At 34.7% G+C, this 20567-nt stretch carries 22 protein-coding genes; 15 read left to right on the top strand and 7 right to left on the bottom strand.

What is annotated here, in order from left to right; all coding sequences use genetic code 11:
* The first annotated feature begins 139 nt into the window (after window positions 1-139).
* Together PMI_RS07515 and PMI_RS07510 are read left to right on the top strand one after the other, a co-directional pair.
* The gene (locus tag PMI_RS07515) at window positions 140-919 is read left to right on the top strand and encodes a nucleotidyltransferase domain-containing protein (RefSeq protein WP_012368028.1); all 780 of its coding nucleotides are present in this window, start codon (window positions 140-142) and stop codon (window positions 917-919) included.
* A complete protein-coding gene (locus tag PMI_RS07510) occupies window positions 903-1955 on the top strand; it encodes a DNA polymerase beta superfamily protein (protein WP_012368027.1) in 1053 nt (350 codons plus the stop codon). Before PMI_RS07515 ends, PMI_RS07510 begins: the two co-directional genes overlap by 17 nt.
* Before the next feature lie 98 nt (window positions 1956-2053).
* Here the strand turns inward: PMI_RS07510 and sra are convergent, their stop codons facing one another.
* Complete coding sequence (gene sra, locus PMI_RS07505) at window positions 2054-2287, bottom strand: stationary-phase-induced ribosome-associated protein (RefSeq protein ID WP_004243316.1); 234 nt, start codon at window positions 2285-2287, stop codon at window positions 2054-2056.
* A 406-nt stretch (window positions 2288-2693) separates the two neighbouring features.
* Window positions 2694-3002 carry a divalent-cation tolerance protein CutA gene (cutA, locus tag PMI_RS07500; protein ID WP_004243315.1) on the bottom strand — a complete coding sequence of 103 codons (309 nt, stop codon included), beginning with the start codon at window positions 3000-3002 and terminating at the stop codon, window positions 2694-2696.
* A 367-nt stretch (window positions 3003-3369) separates the two neighbouring features.
* Here cutA and PMI_RS07495 point away from each other — a divergent pair, with 367 nt between their 5' ends.
* The 4 genes from PMI_RS07495 to PMI_RS07480 all read left to right on the top strand — a co-directional run bounded on the left by PMI_RS07495 (window position 3370) and on the right by PMI_RS07480 (window position 6865).
* Window positions 3370-4353, top strand: coding sequence for a sugar-binding transcriptional regulator (locus PMI_RS07495; protein ID WP_004243314.1), 984 nt, complete (start codon window positions 3370-3372; stop codon window positions 4351-4353).
* 264 nt (window positions 4354-4617) lie between these two features.
* A complete protein-coding gene (gene modA, locus PMI_RS07490) occupies window positions 4618-5373 on the top strand; it encodes a molybdate ABC transporter substrate-binding protein (RefSeq protein WP_004250908.1) in 756 nt (251 codons plus the stop codon).
* Window positions 5374-5471: 98 nt separating this feature from the next.
* On the top strand, window positions 5472-6248 hold the full coding sequence (locus PMI_RS07485; RefSeq protein WP_004243311.1) for an ABC transporter permease: 777 nt from the start codon (window positions 5472-5474) through the stop codon (window positions 6246-6248).
* Complete coding sequence (locus tag PMI_RS07480; protein WP_012368025.1) at window positions 6242-6865, top strand: ABC transporter ATP-binding protein; 624 nt, start codon at window positions 6242-6244, stop codon at window positions 6863-6865. The genes PMI_RS07485 and PMI_RS07480 overlap by 7 nt, the downstream gene beginning before the upstream one ends.
* Before the next feature lie 19 nt (window positions 6866-6884).
* On the opposite strand, the gene PMI_RS07475 is transcribed toward PMI_RS07480, so the two are convergent.
* Together PMI_RS07475 and PMI_RS07470 are read right to left on the bottom strand one after the other, a co-directional pair.
* Window positions 6885-7577, bottom strand: coding sequence for an XRE family transcriptional regulator (locus PMI_RS07475; RefSeq protein WP_004243309.1), 693 nt, complete (start codon window positions 7575-7577; stop codon window positions 6885-6887).
* A gap of 107 nt (window positions 7578-7684) precedes the next feature.
* Entirely contained in the window at window positions 7685-7942 is a 258-nt protein-coding gene (locus PMI_RS07470; protein WP_004243308.1) for a hypothetical protein, read from the bottom strand.
* A gap of 770 nt (window positions 7943-8712) precedes the next feature.
* Between PMI_RS07470 and PMI_RS07465 the strand changes: the two genes are divergently transcribed.
* A complete protein-coding gene (locus PMI_RS07465) occupies window positions 8713-9120 on the top strand; it encodes a DUF4878 domain-containing protein (protein WP_004243305.1) in 408 nt (135 codons plus the stop codon).
* Between the two features lie 50 nt (window positions 9121-9170).
* A complete protein-coding gene (locus PMI_RS07460; protein WP_232504917.1) occupies window positions 9171-9671 on the top strand; it encodes a YiiX/YebB-like N1pC/P60 family cysteine hydrolase in 501 nt (166 codons plus the stop codon).
* A 98-nt stretch (window positions 9672-9769) separates the two neighbouring features.
* On the opposite strand, the gene PMI_RS07455 is transcribed toward PMI_RS07460, so the two are convergent.
* Complete coding sequence (locus PMI_RS07455) at window positions 9770-10558, bottom strand: glucose 1-dehydrogenase (RefSeq protein WP_012368022.1); 789 nt, start codon at window positions 10556-10558, stop codon at window positions 9770-9772.
* Window positions 10559-10943: 385 nt separating this feature from the next.
* Here PMI_RS07455 and PMI_RS07450 point away from each other — a divergent pair, with 385 nt between their 5' ends.
* Window positions 10944-11657, top strand: a complete 714-nt coding sequence (locus PMI_RS07450; RefSeq protein ID WP_004243300.1) for an RNA ligase family protein — start codon at window positions 10944-10946, stop codon at window positions 11655-11657.
* Window positions 11644-12780 (top strand): AAA family ATPase, encoded by a 1137-nt coding sequence (locus tag PMI_RS07445; protein ID WP_012368021.1) that lies wholly within the window; start codon window positions 11644-11646, stop codon window positions 12778-12780. Before PMI_RS07450 ends, PMI_RS07445 begins: the two co-directional genes overlap by 14 nt.
* A gap of 99 nt (window positions 12781-12879) precedes the next feature.
* Here the strand turns inward: PMI_RS07445 and PMI_RS07440 are convergent, their stop codons facing one another.
* On the bottom strand, window positions 12880-13365 hold the full coding sequence (locus PMI_RS07440; protein WP_004243298.1) for a DUF4822 domain-containing protein: 486 nt from the start codon (window positions 13363-13365) through the stop codon (window positions 12880-12882).
* A gap of 1006 nt (window positions 13366-14371) precedes the next feature.
* Between PMI_RS07440 and PMI_RS07435 the strand changes: the two genes are divergently transcribed.
* The 4 genes from PMI_RS07435 to PMI_RS07420 all read left to right on the top strand — a co-directional run bounded on the left by PMI_RS07435 (window position 14372) and on the right by PMI_RS07420 (window position 18487).
* Window positions 14372-15592 (top strand): PfkB family carbohydrate kinase, encoded by a 1221-nt coding sequence (locus PMI_RS07435; RefSeq protein ID WP_004243297.1) that lies wholly within the window; start codon window positions 14372-14374, stop codon window positions 15590-15592.
* A gap of 26 nt (window positions 15593-15618) precedes the next feature.
* Window positions 15619-16356, top strand: a complete 738-nt coding sequence (locus tag PMI_RS07430) for a glutamine amidotransferase (RefSeq protein ID WP_004243294.1) — start codon at window positions 15619-15621, stop codon at window positions 16354-16356.
* Window positions 16357-16487: 131 nt separating this feature from the next.
* The gene (locus PMI_RS07425; RefSeq protein ID WP_004243293.1) at window positions 16488-17453 is read left to right on the top strand and encodes a DMT family transporter; all 966 of its coding nucleotides are present in this window, start codon (window positions 16488-16490) and stop codon (window positions 17451-17453) included.
* Window positions 17454-17455: 2 nt separating this feature from the next.
* Complete coding sequence (locus tag PMI_RS07420; RefSeq protein WP_004243291.1) at window positions 17456-18487, top strand: methylphosphonate esterase; 1032 nt, start codon at window positions 17456-17458, stop codon at window positions 18485-18487.
* Between the two features lie 81 nt (window positions 18488-18568).
* Here PMI_RS07420 and glpX read toward each other — a convergent pair whose 3' ends face one another.
* Window positions 18569-19549, bottom strand: coding sequence for a class II fructose-bisphosphatase (glpX, locus tag PMI_RS07415; RefSeq protein ID WP_004248255.1), 981 nt, complete (start codon window positions 19547-19549; stop codon window positions 18569-18571).
* A gap of 316 nt (window positions 19550-19865) precedes the next feature.
* On the opposite strand from glpX, the gene PMI_RS07410 reads away from it, so the two are divergent.
* Window positions 19866-20471, top strand: a complete 606-nt coding sequence (locus tag PMI_RS07410; RefSeq protein WP_004243288.1) for a nitroreductase family protein — start codon at window positions 19866-19868, stop codon at window positions 20469-20471.
* The last annotated feature ends 96 nt before the right edge of the window (window positions 20472-20567 follow it).

Here is a 20567-nt window from a genome sequence, read left to right as displayed (position 1 = left end):
ATAGGCGACGGTATCAAAATATAAATTATAAAATTAAGACACTAAAGTAGTTATGTTGCTATTGTTAGCTCTAGTCATCATCATAATTGGCAACATTATTAAATTTAAGAGTTGTAAGGAAATACCGAGTAACATCATCATGCATAATCAGATATTAAAAAAACTGCCACAAATAGAGCAAACGCATCAAATAAAACTACTTTATGTTGCTGAAAGTGGAAGCCGTGCTTGGGGCTTCGCATCAACGGATAGTGACTATGATGTACGAGGTATTTTTATACGGCCTCGCAATGCATATCTTTCAATTGATAAACCTAAAGAAACATTTGAGTGGATAGAAAATAATTGGTTTGATGTAGGAGCTTGGGATATTACGAAAGCATTGCATCTATTACGTAAGTCAAATGCTATCTTATTTGAGTGGTTACAATCACCTATTGTTTATCAACAATATGCTGGTATCCAAAAAGAATTATTTGAGTTGGCACAATTATATTATCAACCCCAAATCATTGTTCATCATTATAGAGGGATCGCAAAAGCCGTTAGTAGACATCATTTTGAAGAGAGTCATGCAAGTAAAGCGATAGATGAGCCCATAAAATTAAAAAAATATTTCTATCTCTTACGTTCACTTTTAGCTGCTTATTGGACAGTAAAAACGGGGAATATCCCACCGATGGAGCTTAATCAGCTAATAAATATATTAACCACAGATGAGCAAATAATTATTCGAGAGTTAGTGAGCTTTAAAGCAGATAAAGATGAACACTTTACTTGGCTACCAACCGATAATATGCAAAAACTGATCACTTTTTTATGGCAAGAAACAGCAACTCAATTAGCGAAACGCACCGTACCAGATAGTGAAATATTAAATAATTGGTTTAGGAAAATACTTGATGAAACTGACCATTGACAATATAAAGCCTTACCTTTTATTTGAAACAATTTCAGGTAGTCGTTCACAAAATTTGGCAACAGATAGTTCAGATACTGATATTAAAGGTGTTTTTTATCTACCTAAAGAGATGTTTTATTGCTCTGATTATGTGCCACAAGTAAGTAATAAAACTAATGATATCGTTTATTATGAATTAGGGCGATTTGTTGAATTACTGTGTGCGTCTAATCCTAATATTTTAGAATTATTAAATGCACCAGAGCATGTTGTTATTTATCGTCATCCATTATTTATGCAATTTAACCCAGAATGGTTTTTATCAAAGGAATGCGTACAGACTTTTGTGCATTATGCTCAAGGGCAAATAAAAAAAGCGCAAGGGTTAAATAAGAAAATCATGGATCCTATAGATAAAGAGTTAAAAACGATCCTTGATTTCTGTTATATCATTGAAAATGGAAAAAGCCTATTACTGAATAATTGGCTTAAAAAACGTTGTTGGGAGCAGCAAAATATTGGGTTGGTTAAAATCAATCATGCACAAAATCTTTATGCAGTTTTTTATGATCCAAATAGTGATTATCAAGGCGTAATAAAAAAAGATAATGCCACCGATGTTTTACTAAGCAGTGTCTCTGAAACAGCCATATTACAAGCCTATCTTAGTTTTAATAAAGACGGCTACAGTACCTATTGCAAGCAGTATCATGCTTATTGGCAATGGGTTGAGGAGCGTAATGAAGCCCGCTATCAGCAAAATATTGAACATGGACGAAGTTACGATAGTAAAAATATGATGCACACTTTTAGGTTGCTTTATATTGCATTAGGAATTGCCACTGAAAAAAAAGTCAAAGTTTGGTGTGATAACAGGGATGAATTGTTAGAAATTAAATCTGGGGCTTTAAGTTATGAAACATTATTTGAGCGAAGTAAAATATTAATAGAAAAAATTGAGCAAGCTTTTCAACAAAGTCAATTACCAGAAAAAATCAATCCTCAATTAATTAAGCAAGTATTAGTGAATATTCGTAAAGAATTATATCAATAATAGAATACTATTATCCCTTACAAGGTTGTAAGGGATAAACTATTAGTTATAAATAATAAAATAAAAGTTATTTATAATCTAACATTAGGCATAAGTAATTAACTTACTAGAAGATAATCTGGATAAGCATCGGTTAATTTCATATAAATACGCTTATTTTGCGCATTTTTTCTGAAATCTTGTTTTAAACAGATCCGAGTTGCATTTTTTAACTCTGCGGGAAGATTATCACTTTCTGTAGGCGTAATAATGGAAAAACGCACTTTCTTTTTAGACCGACTTAAATTATAAGGTAAACCTAAAATACGTCTTGCGACTCTGTTTGTTTTCACAACTCACTCCTTTTTTACATGTAATATAGAGAAAGCTTGTTAATTATAACAGAAAATAACCAGGGTAAGATATCGGTTAAATTTATTCTTTAGGATAATAACCTATAAAAACCAGTTTGTTGTTTTTTTATTTTTTCCTTTGCTCATTAGCGTATTATTGTTCATTTCTTTGACTTATAAAAATTTAATAATAATTTATTGCTTATATTTTTTCTGTGAATATAAAGATAATCTCAAAAAGAAAAGTTTTTAAAAATGATTTAGCAGTTAAATAGTAATTAATCTTAATATTTTACTTTGTTTATTTGTCTCATTATTGAGATTGTAAGTGTTGTTTTATTTACAAAATTCTATCATTTTTATCACAAATAAGATGAAATAGCATGATAATGCAATGAAATAATCATTAATTTAGGCTTTGATGTATCCATTCTAGATAACCATGAAACCCATTTTCTATAGGAACAATAATGACTTCTGGTGTATCGTAAGGGTGCATTTTTACTAGTGTATCAATCAAAATCTGTTGTTTTGAACTCTCGCTTTTGATCATCATAAGTACCTCATTATCTTCAACAATTTCATTATTCCAATGATAGATAGATTTGATATTAGGAAGGACGTTAATACAAGCTGCAAGCTTTGCCTGTATAAGATGGTGAGCTATTTCATGGGCGACAGTTTCATTAGGGGCTGTTGAATAAGCGATAATCATATTTTTCCTCTGTATTAATGAGTCTATGGTTAATTTGTTATAGGGTAATTAACTTTAATATCATCAAAATAAAACTTTTTAAAACTTAACGCTAAGATTTCTCTTTTTAACCGAATAAAAACATATTTTCAAAAAAAACTTTCTCGATATGAGATAATTACGGCATTATTAAGTTGATTTTACATATTTTCAGTTTCTTTTTGTAAAGAAAAACACCCATTTGCCGATATTAGTAGTTGTTAAATGAAATGTATCTAATTGTGTTATAAGAACATATTCAACAAAAATTGTTATTACCTTCTGCAATATCGTAAATATAAAATAAATTAATTATTAATAAGATTTATAAAAAATAGTGGGGTTTAAAATGGATAATAATTCGCTAAAAAATGCGAGTTTATTTGATAATGATCCCGTTCTTTATGCTGCATGGCTTTACTATCAGGACGGACTCAGTCAAAGTGAAGTTGCAAATATTATGAGCGTTTCTCGAGTGACTGTTGTGAAGTATTTACATCTCGCGAGAGAAAAAGGTTTCGTTAATATAAGCTTGGATTCATCAGTATTTTCTACGATTGATTATTCAATCAGAATAAAAGCAAAATTTAATCTTAATAATGTGCTTATTTTACCTGATGAAGAAAAGAATAAATCGCAACAAACATCAAATATGAATCGAGAAAGATTAGCTAAAGCAGGAGCTATGTATCTTTCTCAGATAATCAGCAATGATGATATTTTAGGCGTAGCTTGGGGAAGAACAATCCATAAACTAGGGCACTATCTCCCCACTAAAACACTAGAAAATGTCACTGTGTTACAAATGATTGGGGCTGTAGCTCCACAACCTGATTTTACTACTGCGGAATCTGCCGCTTTGATCGCCAATAAGTTTTCAGGTTGCAGTATTAATTTGCATGTACCGGCTGTAGTGTCAAATGCACGTTTGGCAATGGAGCTACAAGCAGAACCCATAATACGGCGTAATTTCTCTGCTTTAAATCAATGTAATAAAGCTTTGTTTGTAGTGGGTAATACTCAAGATGACAATCCTTTGATTACAACAGGCGTACTCACCACAAATGAGATGGCACAATATCGCGATTTAGGTGCTGTTGGTGTCATTTGTGGTCGATTCTATGATGCACAAGGTAATCCTCTGCTTTCTGATATCGACCTTAGAATTATGGGAATTAGTCTTGCACAGTTAAGACAGATCCCACAGCGTATTTTTATTGCTGGAGGCGTTGAAAATGTTGCTGCAACCATAGGCGCAATAAAAGGGGGATATGCTACAGATATTGTCATCGATGAAGTGACGGCATTAGCATTATTGGAATTGAGTATTTAATAGTGAGATCCTCGTTTAAACGAGGATTTGTTATTAATATTGCTGTTATTTTTCATCTAGATTGCATATCAAAATATGAGTGATTATGTATTTTTATTCTAGCGACAGAGTGATAAAAATATCTTAATAAATAAATTAGAGATGAAAAGTAAAATGATAGCTTGCTAGCACTTTGCTGTTTTTTTCTTACTAAGATCTTGCCTTAATTTCTCATATCTATCATTATATAAAAAATTATATAACGATATTGTGTTTGAGGATGTTATGAAACGCCAAGTTTTGGTAGGTTTAGGTTTTGCACTAGGATTATTTTGCCATAATAGCTTTGCTGTAGAGCTTCATCTTTATGCTGGCGCAGGATTAAAACAGCCTGTAGAGCAAGTTGTTGGTCTATTTGAAAAAGAAACCGGCAATACAGTGACTATCGAATATGGCGGTTCAGGCCAAATTCTTACACGCTTTAATCTCACTCAACAAGGTGATCTGTTTTTTCCCGGCTCTCAAGAGTATGTAGAAAAATTAGCGAAACAAAATCAGGTGGTTAGCCAATATCCTATTGTGCGTCATATTCCTGTTATTGCTGTCAGAAAAGATAAAATCGGTGAGATCAAAACTATTACAGATCTTGCAAATAGTTCATTGAAATTAGGTATGGGAGATGCAAAAGCAATTGCATTAGGTAAAAGCGGTGAACAATTAATCGAAGCGTCAGGCCAAGGTGAGCAGTTACGAAATAAAGTGGTTGTTCGTACAGCAACCATTAAACAGTTACTTATGTATTTATTAAATGGTGAGGTTGATGCTGCCATTATTGGTTACGCTGATGCAATGAAAAACCAAGATAAATTAGTTTTATTACCCATACCTGAAGGAAGCCCCGAAGAAATTGCGACACTAGCGGTGTTAAAAACCTCAACAAACCCCACACAAGCACAACAATTGGCTGATTATTTTTCTCGTCCCGAAGGAATAAAGGCTTTTACTGATTATGGTTTTCTACCTGTTATTTCAAAACCATAGATTTTTCTCACATTATTTGTATTTTTGCCACCGGCTCACAGGTGGCTTTTTTCATTTTTACAATAAATGTCATTAGTAGATTAAGAGAAGGCTTCACTGTGTATCGTTGGGCACTAATACCACTTTTATTATTATTATTTTTGATATTGGGATCACTTATTGCATTAATTTGCCAACTCTCTTATCACGAACTCACCATGGTTATTACTGATGCTGAATTTCATTTTGCCGTATTGATGTCACTGAGCACCGCGTTAACATCATTGTGTTTAGCCGTGCTCTTAGCTGTACCTGCAGCTTGGGTGATGGCAAGATCGTCATTTAAAGGACAGCGTTTTATTGATGCGTTACTCGATTTACCCTTAGTCACGCCTCCTTTGGTAATAGGTATTGGATTATTATTATTGTTAGGTCATCAAGGGCCTTTAACAGGGGTTTTCCCTCAATTATCTCGCGCCCTTTTTTCTCCCTTGGGGATTATTATTGCTCAAACATATGTGGCAAGTGCAATCATTATGCGTAATAGCCTTGCGGCGTTTAAAGCCATTGATCCTGCTTATATTCAAACCGCACAGAATTTAGGATTAACACCAACAAAAACGCTTATTTTGGTTGAGATCCCACTTTGTTGGTCTGTATTAATCAGTGGTTGTATTGTGGCTTTTTCTCGAGCATTAGGGGAGTTTGGGGCAACATTAATGTTGGCAGGGGCCACACGATTAAAAACAGAAACCTTACCAATGGCAATCTATTTAAATATAGCGAGTGGTGATTTCTCGCTTGCGATAGGTTGCGCTTTAGTACTGATAGCAATTGCAATTACTCTATTGTTTGCTTTACACCGTTTACAGCGTGATAGGAAATTAGCATGTTAACCATTCACTCGTTAACTACCGGTATTTTAACCGAGGTTTCATTACACCTAGAGCAAGGGTGTTGTTTAGGGATCAGTGGCTCATCAGGTAGCGGCAAAACAACGTTACTCAATGCTATTGCGGGTTATACCGGCTATACAGGGGATATTGTTTTAGCTAACCAAAATATGAATAAATTACCTGTTTGGCAGCGCCCCTGTCGTTATTTAAATCAGCGTCTTTATTTATTCCCTTTTCTCACTGTAAAGCAAAATTTATGGCTGGCACAATATGCGGCTAAGCAAAAGCGCAGTAAAGAAAAAGAGATAGCGTTACTTGAACAGATGGGAATTGCTCATTTAGCAACACGTTATCCATCTCAAATATCAGGGGGAGAGCAGCAACGAGTTGCATTAGCAAGAGCACTCATTAGCCAACCCAAACTGTTATTAATGGATGAACCCTTTTCAAGTTTGGATTGGGAAACACGTTATCAGCTGTGGGAGCTTATTATCTCATTAAAAAAACAGCAGATAACGATGATAATAGTCACTCATGAGCCTCGTGAATTGCAAGCATTAGCAGATAAAACGCTGTTATTATCTAATGGGAAAATTGTGCAAGAAAGTAAAAACTAAAATAAAAATATGCAGATGATCACCAAGCCATCACAGACCAGTGAATAACGCGTCCCATAATTTTAACGGAGTCAATTTCTGCAAATTCATCAGGAAATTCATCTTTATTGTAGCTACGAATAATTAATTTTCCGCCTGGCTGACGGTAGAGCAATTTTATTCTAAATAATGAATCTTGTTCGATAGCATAAATACCGCCATCCACAATCCGCGTATTACCTGTATCAACGGTCACTGTTGAACCATTTGGAATAACCGGAGACATACTATCACCATAGACGGAAAAACAGATCACATTTTGTGGTGAAGCGCCATAGCGGCGTAGTGTGCTTTTGGAGAATCTCAATTTATAACCATTATGATCTTCGTTAGTACAGCAGCCATCACCAGCGGCAAGTTCAATACTTTTAAAATAACGGATCTCGACTTCATCAGCATTGAGAGGGGTATCGTTATCCCATTCACTGACTGAATGCCATTCATCTTGGGGAGGTATTTCAGAAGCGTGTGTTTGTTTATTATCCCCTTCGAGCAACCACGATAATTCACAATTTAACGCTTTTGCTAATTCAGGTAAAAAACGAGGGCGTTTGGTTTTGCCACTCTCAAGTTGTTCAATTGATTGTTGCGTTGTACCAGCCAAGGTAGCAAGCTCAGACTGTGTTAAACCTAACGCAATACGTTTGTCTTTGGTGCGTTTTGCAATAGACATGAGTGACTCCTAATACGTGTCCTTACATATTTTAAGTATAAAGAGTATACCGTAACTAGAAAACAAATTAAATTGTATTTTGTGGGGTGTTCAACGAAAAAGGGTGATTATTTTAATTGAAAGACATCATCGGCGCTATTTGGCGGTGTTAGGTATGGATTTTCATCGGTCACTTCGGGATCACGTAATACTTCACCACAAAAAATATAGAGATCGGGTCTTTTCTTTTTGAGATAGTTTAAGCGAATAGTACATTCATCCTTGGTATAAATGGTTTCTGTTACTGGAACCGCATCACAAGAATCATGCCCGCATGGACTGACTAATAAAACATAACCGACCAGCATGAGCTGTGAAGTAAACATAGCATACCCTTATAACTATTCATGTTTGGTCATTGAAATCAGATGGCTAGATTACCTATTCATGATCCAAAATGCAGTTTCTATTTATCTTAAATTGACTTAATGGTGTAAAAAGGCGCATTGTGTCACAAAATTTCTAGTCTTTATTTGTATTTTACACCGAAATGTTATAGGTCTACTTAGAAAATCGTGTTGTCATATCATGATTAAATATTAAAAAACAAATAGATTTGTTTTATTGAGATAAACATTATTGTAATTTTGTATCACTATCGTAACTGATTTTGCAACATACTGTCTTTGTGTGTTTTAAAATAAGCTTTGTCAATGATATGGCATTTTACCTATTTTGCTAACAGATAACTATTTTTATTGAATCTGTTAATGGCGACAGCGTGATGCGTTGCCGATCCTCTTTTTTCGAGATAAAAATACAAAAATAGAACATAAAAAAGTTTTATATGGTAATAATGTTTCTGCTCACTTTTAGATTCATTATATATTCAATATTTTTTTATAAATATAGATAGAAATATTTTACTCGATTGTTGGGGGGATTTTTTCAAATATTTTTTACTAGGATTATTCTATATTAAAAAAAATTTATGACGAAACCTATTAATGTCACGTATAATTCCGCGATAGAAAAGTTATTTTTCTATTGCACAAACATAGTTTATAAATAAATTAGTGTGTTGTATGAGATGGTTTTCCTTTTTATATAAGATGCTTATTGTATTAAATTAAATATTTATGGTGATGGTGAATTTATGTTAAAGAAAATGATGGGATTTATGTTTCTTGCGGTGGCAATGATGACATTATCTGCATGTGGTGATAAACAAGACGAAGCAGGAAAAGCCGCGGTTGAATTTATTGAAGCTGTCGCTTCCGGTGATGGTGATAAGGCTGTGTCATTAATGTATTTTGGTGATTTAGAAAAAGATCCAATGGCAGAGCAAATTACCGGCAAATTTAAAATGATCGTTGCCGAAGCGGGCAAAAAAATTAAAGAGCAAGGTGGCTTGGGTAAGGTTGAAGTAGCAAAAGTTGAATACAGCGAAGATAAAAATAAAGCCGTTGTCACACTCAAAACAGTGTTGAAAAATGGTGAAGAAAAAACAGAAAATCAAAATATGATCAAAGTTGATGGCAAATGGAAAGTTGAAGTTAAGTGATAATACGCTTTACTCTTGCATTAACTTTATACTTAGCGAGCACATTGACTGTGCTCGCTTTCCCTTATCAGTTAAAAAGTGGTGATCTGGTTTTTCGCGATGGTGATGAAGTTATTAGCGACATAATAAAGCAAGTTGATAACAGCGGGTTCAGCCACGTAGGAATGTTGTGGATAACTGAGCAAGGTATACAGGTTGTTCACTCAACACCCAGTGAACATGCTGATAGTAAAGATGGTGTTACTATCGATAGTTTGGATTTCTTTATCAGTCGTGCTAAGCCTAATTCTGTACGCTTTTACCAAGTGCGTGGAAGTGAACAAGCACGACAACAAGCGTTAGAAGCTGTTTTAAATCGAGTAGGGGAAAACTTCAGTATTCAGCAAGATAAAGGTGTTTTTTGTACAGAGCTGGTGGCTGATGCATGGTTAAAAGCAGGGGTTTCTATTTCAACGGGCACACGTACATTACATATGCCGTTTATTTCTGAAAGAGCACTTATTTTTCCTGATAATATTATCCATTCCGAAAATGTTATTTTGATTGAATAAAATAAGGATAAAAGCCTTCTTCCCAAAGAATAAGTATAAATAAACCGCAAAATTTGGAAAGAAGGTTATCTTAACAGTATGGACGACAGTGAACGGCTTTAACCTTTTCCACCTTGAAATGAGGGATAAAGTGTCATACCGCCATCAATGAAAATAGTTTGTCCAGTAATATAAGTAGATTGCTCCGATGCTAACCAAGCAGCAACATTAGCCACTGCTTCAGGCTCTGCGGCATATTTCATTGGGATCATCTCTTCTAATTCTTTGCGTAACGCATCATCTTGCATTTTTTCTTTATTTATTGGGGTATTAATAGCACCTGGGCCAATGGCGTTAATACGAATACCATAGTGTGCATATTCAAGAGCCAGTGATTGCGTTAACATTCTCACGCCACCTTTACTGGCAGCGTAACTAGCAAAAGTCGGCCATGGGATCACTTCATGAACAGAAGACATATTAATAATATTGCCTTTGATCTTATTCTCAACGAAATATTTCAATGCGGAGCGAGCCGTTAGAAAATAACTGGTTAAATTTATATCAATAATTTTACGCCAATCTTCTAAATTCACTGCATGGGAAGGGGTTTGTGTCTCAATTCCCGCATTATTGATCAGAAGATCGAGCTGACCAAAGTGGTCAATCGCCTTATAAATAAAGTTATGAGCAATTTTTTCATCACTAATGTCACCGCCAAAAATAATCGCTTTACCTTTACCATGTCTATTTAGGCTATCGGCTAATGCTTGAGCTTCATTTTCATCAGAGTGATAGTTGATAACAACGTTCATTCCTTCTTGAACTAATCTCGTCACTACTGCTGCACCAATTCCTCGTGACGAACCTGTTACTACAGCAACTTTTCCTTGAAGATCGTGATACATACTACCTCCCATGTGCAATATCGTTATGTAAACAGCGACTGAGGATTAAGATATTTATCATTATTTAAGTATAAATACCCATAGAGTGACATTATTAGCGTTGTCACCCTATTAAGGATAGATGAACAATCATCATGGAGTGTTAAATAACGAAAAAAATTGAGAGAAAATGAATAATAAATATAAACATTTTTTTCTAGTGCTATCTTGATAATACAGGTAGTATGTCAAAAATTATTTCTTTTGTTATTTTTGAGTTATTAGGTTGTGGTTATGTAATACGCATTAAGGCACTGAAGATAAATAGTGCAAATACAGATAAATATACTCACTGAATTTTAATATAAATTTAGTAGGGTTCCTGTTACTTAATGAGTATAACACAATGAATAATCAATCAAAAAAATATGACAGAACATATCACTATCCTTTTTCACCAGGCACAACAAGCGATGATCGTATTAATGCCAATTGGTGGCAAGATATCTGCAAAATAAAGCATCTTATTCATACTGAAAAATTAGATGGTGAAAATAATTGCTTAAATCGAATGGGAGTTTTTGCTCGCTCTCATGCGACTCCGACACAATCTGCATGGACAGTACAACTACGCCAGCGTTGGCAATCCATCAGAAATGATTTAGGTAATTTAGATATTTTTGGTGAAAATCTTTATGCCATTCATTCTATTGAATACCAACATTTGGAAGAGTATTTCTATGTTTTTGCCATACGTTGTCAGGATAAATGGCTAAGTTGGGAAGAAGTGCAATTTTATGCCACTTTATTTGATTTACCCACCGTACCGGAAATCTCGCTACCAAAATCGGAAAATAAAATAGAGTTTGAAAAGAATATTATTTTACACGCACAAAAGCATAGCTCTTTTCAATCACGAGATGTGTTAACCAAGAAACCAAGTGCGATGGAAGGCATTGTCACACGAGATGCTCAAGCATTTTCATTAGATGAATTTTCACATCGGGTGTTTAAATATGTGAGAAAAGATCATGTTAAAACAGATGTGCATTGGAAACGTAATTGGAAAAGAGCGCCACTGATTTGGGAAAAAACACAGGAGTCTCATGATGCTTCATAAAAAATTACATAGCGAAATGTCATGGGAACAACTTGGTGAGTACTATGATGAAATTAGTGATATGTCCGGTGTTCGACAAGATCCGATCCACCATGCTGAAGGTGATGTAGCTATTCATACACAGCAGGTGATCCACGCTATAAAATCACTCCCTGAATACCAAGAGCTGTCAGAAAGAGAGCAACAAATTCTATGGATTGCAGCACTTTTACATGATGTAGAAAAACGTTCAACTACCCGTGAAGAGAATGGGCGAATTATTTCGCCAGGCCATGCTCGTAAAGGAGAATTAACGACAAGACGTTTTTTATATGAAAAAGTGCCGGTTAGCTTTATTGATAGAGAACAGATTGCGGCATTAGTACGCTATCACGGATTACCTTTATGGTTAATGGATAAACCCGATCCTAAAAAAGCCTTATTAGCGGCTTCGTTAAGGGTAGATTGTTATTTATTGGCATTGCTGGCTAAGGCGGATGTTCTGGGACGAAGCTGTGAAGATAAGCCCTCTTTATTGGATAAAATAGCGTTATTTACACTTTACTGTGAAGAATTAAATTGTTGGAGAACACCCGCACGATTTATTTCTGATGGCGCTCGATTTCACTATTTTCATAGTGAAAATAGTGTCGATCCTCACTATGAACCTTATCCTGAGCAAGGAAGTGAAGTTATTGTGCTTTGTGGGCTACCGGGAATGGGCAAAGATAGTTATATTCGCCAATATTGTGCAGATATGCCTGTAGTAAGTTTAGATGCATTACGTCAGCAGCATAATATAAAACCAGATGATCGTGATGCGAATGGATGGATTGCACAACTTGCCAAAGAGCAAGCGAGAATATATTTAAGAGAGCATAAGCCTTTTGTTTGGAATGCAACAAATATTACTAAACAAATGCGTAATCAACTTATTGCTCTGTTTTATCGTTATCAAGCTAAAGTGACATTGGTATATATTGAAGTCCCTTATTTGCAATGGAAAAAACAAAACAGCGCAAGAAAGGAAGCGGTTCCCGATAAAGTGATGGAAAGAATGTTGAGCAAACTGGAAGTCCCAACACCAGAAGAAGCGCTTAATGTGATTTATTGGGTTGATGGGGAAGCTCAAAATTTGATTTAAGGCTAGTTATATTAAGGTCATACAACTAAAAAAAGGGCTATTTTACTTACCATAAAATAGCCCTTAATTATTTATAACAGGTGAAACAACGTATTATGATTATTTCTTAACGTGATGAATAATATCAAAATAAACAGTATTATCCCCTTCAGTTGGGTAAATACGATAGGTATACTCATCATTATTGATGGTGATATTTTCTACATCACGAGTAAATAGTGTTTTTCCTTGTGCATCTTTGGCAACTAATGTACGCGTTTTTCCATCATTAGACATTGACCAATCCCCTTGCATTTTTTGTTTACCTTCAGGGGTAAACATAATAAAAGTGCCATTAGGATAATATTCTGCTAGGCCAAAATAATTACTGACTTGTGGATTATTAGCGTCAACTTTATTGCCTTTCTCGTCAATGGCTTGCGTGGTAACCCAAACTTTTTCTACCATGACTTTTTCATAATCATTGAGATCTTTTTGTGCTTGAGTTACGCCTTGAACTTGTTGTGTTGTGCTGGTGCTTTCAGCGGCAAAAAGAGAAGCACTAACACTTAATAATGAAATAGCAATAAGTGATTTTATTTTCATAGGTATATCCTTATGTCTTTACGTTGTGTATTTATCAGATTATTGGTGCTCAATTTATATTTATAATCTTAGACACTAAGTTTAAACATCGCTAGAAAATAAATGTGTCGGAATATGTCTGATAAATAGGTTGTTTTACAATCTATTTAGGTATTAGATATTTTAGAACACATTGTTGCTGATTTTATCTTCTTGAATTTTTTGATTTTTAGTTTTTATATCTAAGTTTTTATTTTTTATTGGAGTTATATTTTGTATCAGTGAGTTGCTGTTAGTGGTTTAGTATTCTCAGCTATTTACAAAATAAGCCAAAGATTGACGAGTAAAAAAATAAATCAATAAATAAAGCAAGATTTTTACTTACTTTGCCTACTTAAAATAGGTTATTTATACTTAGTTTGTTCAATGACTGTTGTTATTAATGTTATCTACCTCACAAAATGAGACAATAAAAACTGCTTCTATTTTAATCATTGTATCTGTATTTCTAATTATAAGTTGACATGATTAATTTACATTATCATTGGCTATACATTTTAATGGTAAGAAGAATTGTACTAATTTATGAACTATAAAAATGGAAGATTAATTTATTTTAAGCTTTGCTCGATTCACTAAAATAGTTGATTATTTAAACATAGTGATGATTGTTTTTATTTTTGATTATTCTAGTAACTCTAAATTATTATAAAATAAGGTTTTTATTTTTTATTGTTTTTTAAGTTAATTATTTAAGTTTTAAAAAACAAATAATTAATATTAGATTGTTTTATAATCAATATAGTGTTTGTTATTTTATTATTTGATTTTATTTGTGTTTTTATGAGAGGGGAGATGGCTTCTATATATTAAGTAATCTTATTACTATCATTATTTATTTCTGCTTTTTTTTGTTTTTTATTTTTGTGTTTCTGCTTTTTTTTGCTTTTAATAAATAACATATGATTGTAATCACAATCCCATAACAACTAATAAATTAAAGTTGTTGCCATAGAGGTAACATTAAATGAAAGCAGAGCGTCATAAAAAAATTGTTAATCTGATCAAAGGTCATGGTGCAGTAAAAGTTTCTGTTTTAGCAAAAGAGCTTAGTGTTACCAAAGAAACGATACGATCAGATTTAAATACATTGGCTGAGAAAGGAATAATTAAAAGATGCCATGGTGGGGCCTTTATTGAATTTGAAACATTAGACAAAGTTGCCAAAAAAGAAATCATACAATTTTTAGAATGTAATGATCAAATTGATAAAATTAATTTAGCGGGGCAGCCGGCAGTAAATAAAGTATGTGTATTAGGTTCATTTAATGTTGATATGATTAGTTATTTGCCCAGACTGCCAGAAACCGGGGAATCTTTATTGGCGAATAAATTTATCTTCTCACCAGGAGGTAAAGGATGTAATCAAGCATTAGCGGCAAGTTATGCTGATGCACAGGTGCATTTTATCACCAAAATCGGTACTGATCAGTTTAGTGATTATGCAGTAAATTTTATATCGTCATCAAGAATAAAAACATCAACGATATATCAAACTGAAAATCATCAAACTGGAACAGCATCAATCTTTGTGTCAGAAGAGAGTGGTGAAAATATTATTTCTATTTATTCAGGGGCTAATATGGATATTTCTTCTGATGAGGTAAAAATACAAAAAGATAAAATTATAGATGCCGATATAATTTTATTGCAATTAGAAACTAATATTGAAGCATTAAAGGAAATTATTTCAATCGGGAATGAAAATAATATTCCCATTATTTTAAATCCTGCACCTTACAATAAAGTTATTGATAAGCTATTGCCAATGTTAGATATATTAACACCTAATGAAACAGAAGCCAGCTTATTATCAGGTATTGAAGTTGTTGATTTAGTATCTGCTAAAAATGCAGCCAATGCTATTTATCAAAAAGGTGTTAATAAAGTTGTCATTACTTTAGGTAGTAAAGGTTCATTAGCTTATGACGGTTATAAATATATTTACTCACCAGCTTATCCTGCGGTGGTAAAAAATACAGCGGGCGCTGGTGATGCTTTTAATGGTGCACTAGCAGCCTCATTAGCAAAAGGAAAACAGTTTTCTTACGCGTTACGCTATGCATCAGCTTTTGCATCACTAGCTGTTGAGACGAGTAATGCTTCAGAAATGCCTGAAGATATTAATGTCATGCATCGCATCAATCAAACAACATATTCACAGATTGTCACTCAATCCCCTGAATAAATAATCTTTTTGAAAGAGGAAAAAAAATGAAAATCTTATTTATTGGTGAGTCATGGCACATTCATATGATCCACTCAAAAGGCTACGACAGTTTCACTTCTAGTAAATATGAGGAAGGTGCCACTTTTTTATTAAATTGTTTAAGGGAAAAAGGGGTAGCAGTTGATTATATGCCTGCACATACCGTTCAGGTCGCATTTCCTCAGACTGATGAAGAATTAGCAAAATATGATGTCATCGTGATCAGTGATATTGGTGCTAATACTTTCCTCTTGCAAAACGATACTTTCTACAACATGAAAGTACTTCCAAATGCATTAGGGCTAATTAAACAGTTTGTTGCTAATGGTGGTGGCTTATTAATGATTGGCGGCTATCTATCATTTATGGGTATTGAAGCGAAAGCAAACTATAAAAATACCTTATTGGCACAAGTGTTACCTGTTGAAATGTTAGAGGGTGATGATCGTGTGGAAGCCCCAGAAGGAGTATTCGCAACTCCAGTTAATGCAGAGCATGCCACGATAAAAGGTTTTAGTGAATGGCCGATGTTCCTTGGTTATAACAAAGTGTTCGCTAAACATAACACTGAAACGGTTTTGAATATTGGCGAAGATCCACTACTGGTGTTTGGTCAATTTGAAAAAGGAAAAACAGCTTGTTTTATGAGTGACTGTTCACCGCATTGGGGGAGCAAAGAGTTTTTAGCATGGCCACATTATGCTGATATGTGGGTCAATATTCTAAAGCAAATCGCACGTTAGTTCTTAATAACAATAGCAGTAAGAAAAGTAAAAAAGCGCGGAGATACACTCTGCGCTAATAACAAAATAACCGATTACTTGAAAAATAAAAAAGAAATCACTCATAGTCAATAATCCAAAAGGAACATCTTATGAGTACAAAAAATTTATCAACACCCTTGCTGATGGTAGCAACTGTGTTAGCAGGGATGCTATCACCAATGCAGTCTGCGGTGAATGGGCAACTGGGACATGTATTAAAAGACGGTAATGCTAGTGCAGTTATCTCTTTTGCCAGTGGTTTAGTGGTCATGTTTTTTATCATTATGTCCAAAAAACAATATCGTCAGCAATTTGCTTCTATTCCGACATTAATTAAAACACGTAAAATTCCATTATGGAACTGGTTTGCTGGCCTCTGTGGCGCAATGGTGGTTTTTTCTGAAGGAGCATCAGCCAGTGCATTAGGAATAGCTACATTCCAAACAGCATTAATTTCAGCACTGTTATTATCAGGTTTATTATGTGACCGCTTTGGTATAGGTGTGGATGAGAAGAAATACTTCACCCCATATCGTGTATTAGGTGCCGTATTAGCTGTTGTTGCTACTCTTTTTGTCGTTTCTCCGCAGTGGCATTCAACCTCTTTTATTTACTTAGCTATTCTACCTTTTTTAGCGGGTTTATTAGCGGGATGGCAACCAGCAGGTAATTCAAAAGTGGCTGAAGCAACAGGTTCGATGATGGTTTCTATTACTTGGAACTTTATTGTTGGATTTACTGTTTTAACGATTGCGTTAGTAGTACGTATGGCGTTAGGGCATATAACACTGGAGCTTCCTGCTACATGGTGGATGTATTTAGGTGGGCCTTTAGGGTTAATGTCTATTGCATTAATGGCTATTTTAGTACGAGGCTTAGGGTTACTAATGTTAGGTGTTGCATCAACTGCGGGCCAATTACTGGGTTCAGTATTAATTGACCTATTATTACCTTCGTTGGGAAATACTGTTTATTTAGTCACAATCATCGGTACGTTATTTGCCTTAGTCGGCGCCATTGTTACTACCATTCCTGAGTTTAAAGCGACTAAATCAGTAAAAAGAGCAGGGGCATAATCATGAAAGGTTATATTCAAACGGTAACGGGTCCGGTTAAAAAAGCGGATATGGGGCTGACACTACCTCACGAACATTTATTTAATGATTTATCTGGCGTTGTTGATGAACCTTTTTATGAATTCTCACACGTTTTAGTAGATAAAAAAGTCAGTGCAGATATTCAGTGGGGACTAAAATACGATCCATATTGTTGTTGCGATAATATGGATAAAAAACCCATTGAAGACGTTATTTTTGAATTAAATAATTTTAAAGAGCTTGGGGGCAAAACGATTGTTGATGCTACAGGTTCATCGTCAATTGGTCGTGATATTAGAAAATTAAAACAAGTTGCAGAATTAACGGGGATTAATGTCGTTGCTTCTTCCGGCCTTTATATTGAGAAATTTGAAGGAAAACGCCTAGCTGATGATATTGATGCGATGGCAAAAATGATCGATGATGAATTAAATATCGGCATTGACGGTACAGATATTCGTGCTGGTATGATTGGCGAAATTGGTGTATCTCCTTTCTTTACAGATGGTGAAAAAAATAGTTTACGTGCCGCTGCACTGGCTCAAAATAATAACCCTTATGCCTCAATGAATATTCATATGCCAGGTTGGCAACGCCGTGGTGATGAAGTATTAGATATTCTTTTAACAGAAATGGGGTGTGATCCAGCCAAAATATCGTTAGCCCATTCAGATCCTTCTGGTAAAGATATCGATTATCAATGCAAAATGCTTGATCGAGGTGTTTGGCTTGAATTTGACATGATAGGTCTTGATATTTCTTTCCCTAAAGAAGGCGCGGCACCCAGTGTGATGGATACGGTTGAAGCTGTCGCAACCTTAATAGAAAGAGGTTATGGTAACCAAATTGTATTAAGTCATGATGTGTTTTTAAAACAGATGTGGGCAAAAAATGGCGGAAATGGTTGGGGTTTTGTGCCTAACGTTTTTCTTTCATTATTAGCACAGCGTGGCATTGATAAGACGATAATAGATAAGCTGTGTATTGATAATCCAGCTAATTTATTAGCATGAATTAATTATAACTATAAATACCCCTTAAATACATTTTGCGACACGTAAGCCCGTGTCGCTTTTTTAGTTGTTATTCTCGTGTTAGCGTAAATGATAGTTTTCGATATAACGTAATGAGTGTGTGGAGCCATTAATCACTAACGAGTGTGTACGCAAATAATCGCTTTGTTCAGTGACACCGGATAATAGGTCACCGGCAGTAATTGCGGTTGCTGCAAACATAACATCCTGATGGCGCACCAATATTTCAAGTGGCAATGTAATATTAACATCAGTTCCCATATTATGGCATCGAGAGATTTCTTGTGCTGCAATTTCTCTATTTGTTGCATTATTACCTTTAGCAATATCGCGGGTAATAAGGCGCGCTTGCATATCACCACCTAAAGCTTTAGCAATAGCGGCACTAATTACACCTTCTGGCGCGCCACCAATGCCGTACATAACATCAATAGGATTATTAGGCATTGTGGCATATAAAGAAGCAAGCACATCGCCATCCGGCAAAGTGATGACATTAATACCTCTATTACGCAAATCAATGATAATATCGTGATGGCGCGGTTTATCTAAAATAGCTAGTGTTAACTGGCTTAATGATTTATTTAATGTTTGTGCAATAGCATCAAGGTTATATTCAAGGCAATGGTTAAGGTCGATCACACCTGCTGCTTTTTTACCGACAACCAGTTTTTCCATGTACATATCGGGTGCTTGTAAAAAACTACCTTCAAAACCTGCAGCTAAAATAGCCAAAGAATTATTTTCACCGGTAGCGACCATGCGAGTACCATCGATAGGATCAACGGCGATTTCTATTTTTTCACCTTGGCCGTTGCCTACTGGTTCGCCAATATAGAGCATAGGTGCTTCATCAATTTCACCTTCACCAATAACAATTTGGCCATTGATATTAAGGCTATTAAGGCGCTCTCGCATGGCGGCAACTGCGGCAGCATCTGCCGCATTTTTATCTTGTTTACCTACCCATGGCATAGCCGCAATAGCAGCAGCTTCTGTGACTGATGCGATAGAATTAGTTAATTCATCATTTAATTTCATAGGGTTAATATACTTTGCAAGGTCTGTTATATTGAATAGTAGCCTTTGATGATACCCTTTTTTCAAATTTAAGTGTTAGGCTTAAATCAATTGTTTTCGCCTTCTTTTACGCTTAAAAACAAATAGGAAAAATAAAGGTTTATCGTATATTTGATAATACTATTATAACGATATTTTGTTATTAATAAGTAGTTTTTTCGTTATAACTGATTAATTAACAAAGATAATTAGAAATAATAGCACAGTCTGCATACTGAACGCATTTCTTCTATAATAGATAAATAAATGTCAATGATTAGCAAATGGATGGAAAATAATGAATGTAATTGATGCAGTAAAAAACCGTCGTGCAACAAAACAGTTTGATGCTGATTTCAAAATACCACAAGAAGAGAAAAAAGCCTTACTTGAAGATGCGTTACAATATACGCCAAGTGCATTTAATCTGCAGCATTGGCGTCTTTTGGTTGTTGATGATGTTAAGCAACGTCAAGCATTAAGAAAAGTGGGTTGGGATCAGCCTCAAATAACAGACTCTGCTATGCTGATTGTTTTATGTGCAGATCTCAATGTTTGGGAGAGTGAAGTTAAAACAATTTGGCAAGATGCTAACCCTGAAGTCAGAGATATTATGTGCAGTGCTGTTGATAGTTATTATCGTAATAAACCACAAGTACAACGGGATGAGATTATGCGTAGTGCGGGTTTGTTTGCTCAAACACTGATGTTATTAGCACAAGAGCGCGGTTTTGATTCTTGTCCTATGGATGGGTTTGATTTTGCCGAGGTAGCAAAAACAATTAACTTGCCTGATCACTATGCTATCTGTTTAATGATTGCCATTGGTAAAGGTAAAGGAAAACCTTTTCCACGATTAGGTAAATTATCTTTTGATAAAGCGGTGACATTTGATCATTTTTAAAGTACTAAAGTGCTTCTTATATTTTATATAGGAAGTACTTTATTCCTATAATTAATTATTATTATATGTTATTAGCTTTATTTTATATTCTTTATA

The organism is Proteus mirabilis HI4320 (assembly GCF_000069965.1).
Lineage (GTDB): Bacteria > Pseudomonadota > Gammaproteobacteria > Enterobacterales > Enterobacteriaceae > Proteus > Proteus mirabilis.
The sequence above is the reverse complement of the archived record's forward strand: the minus strand, read 5'-3'. Positions and strand labels throughout refer to the sequence as shown.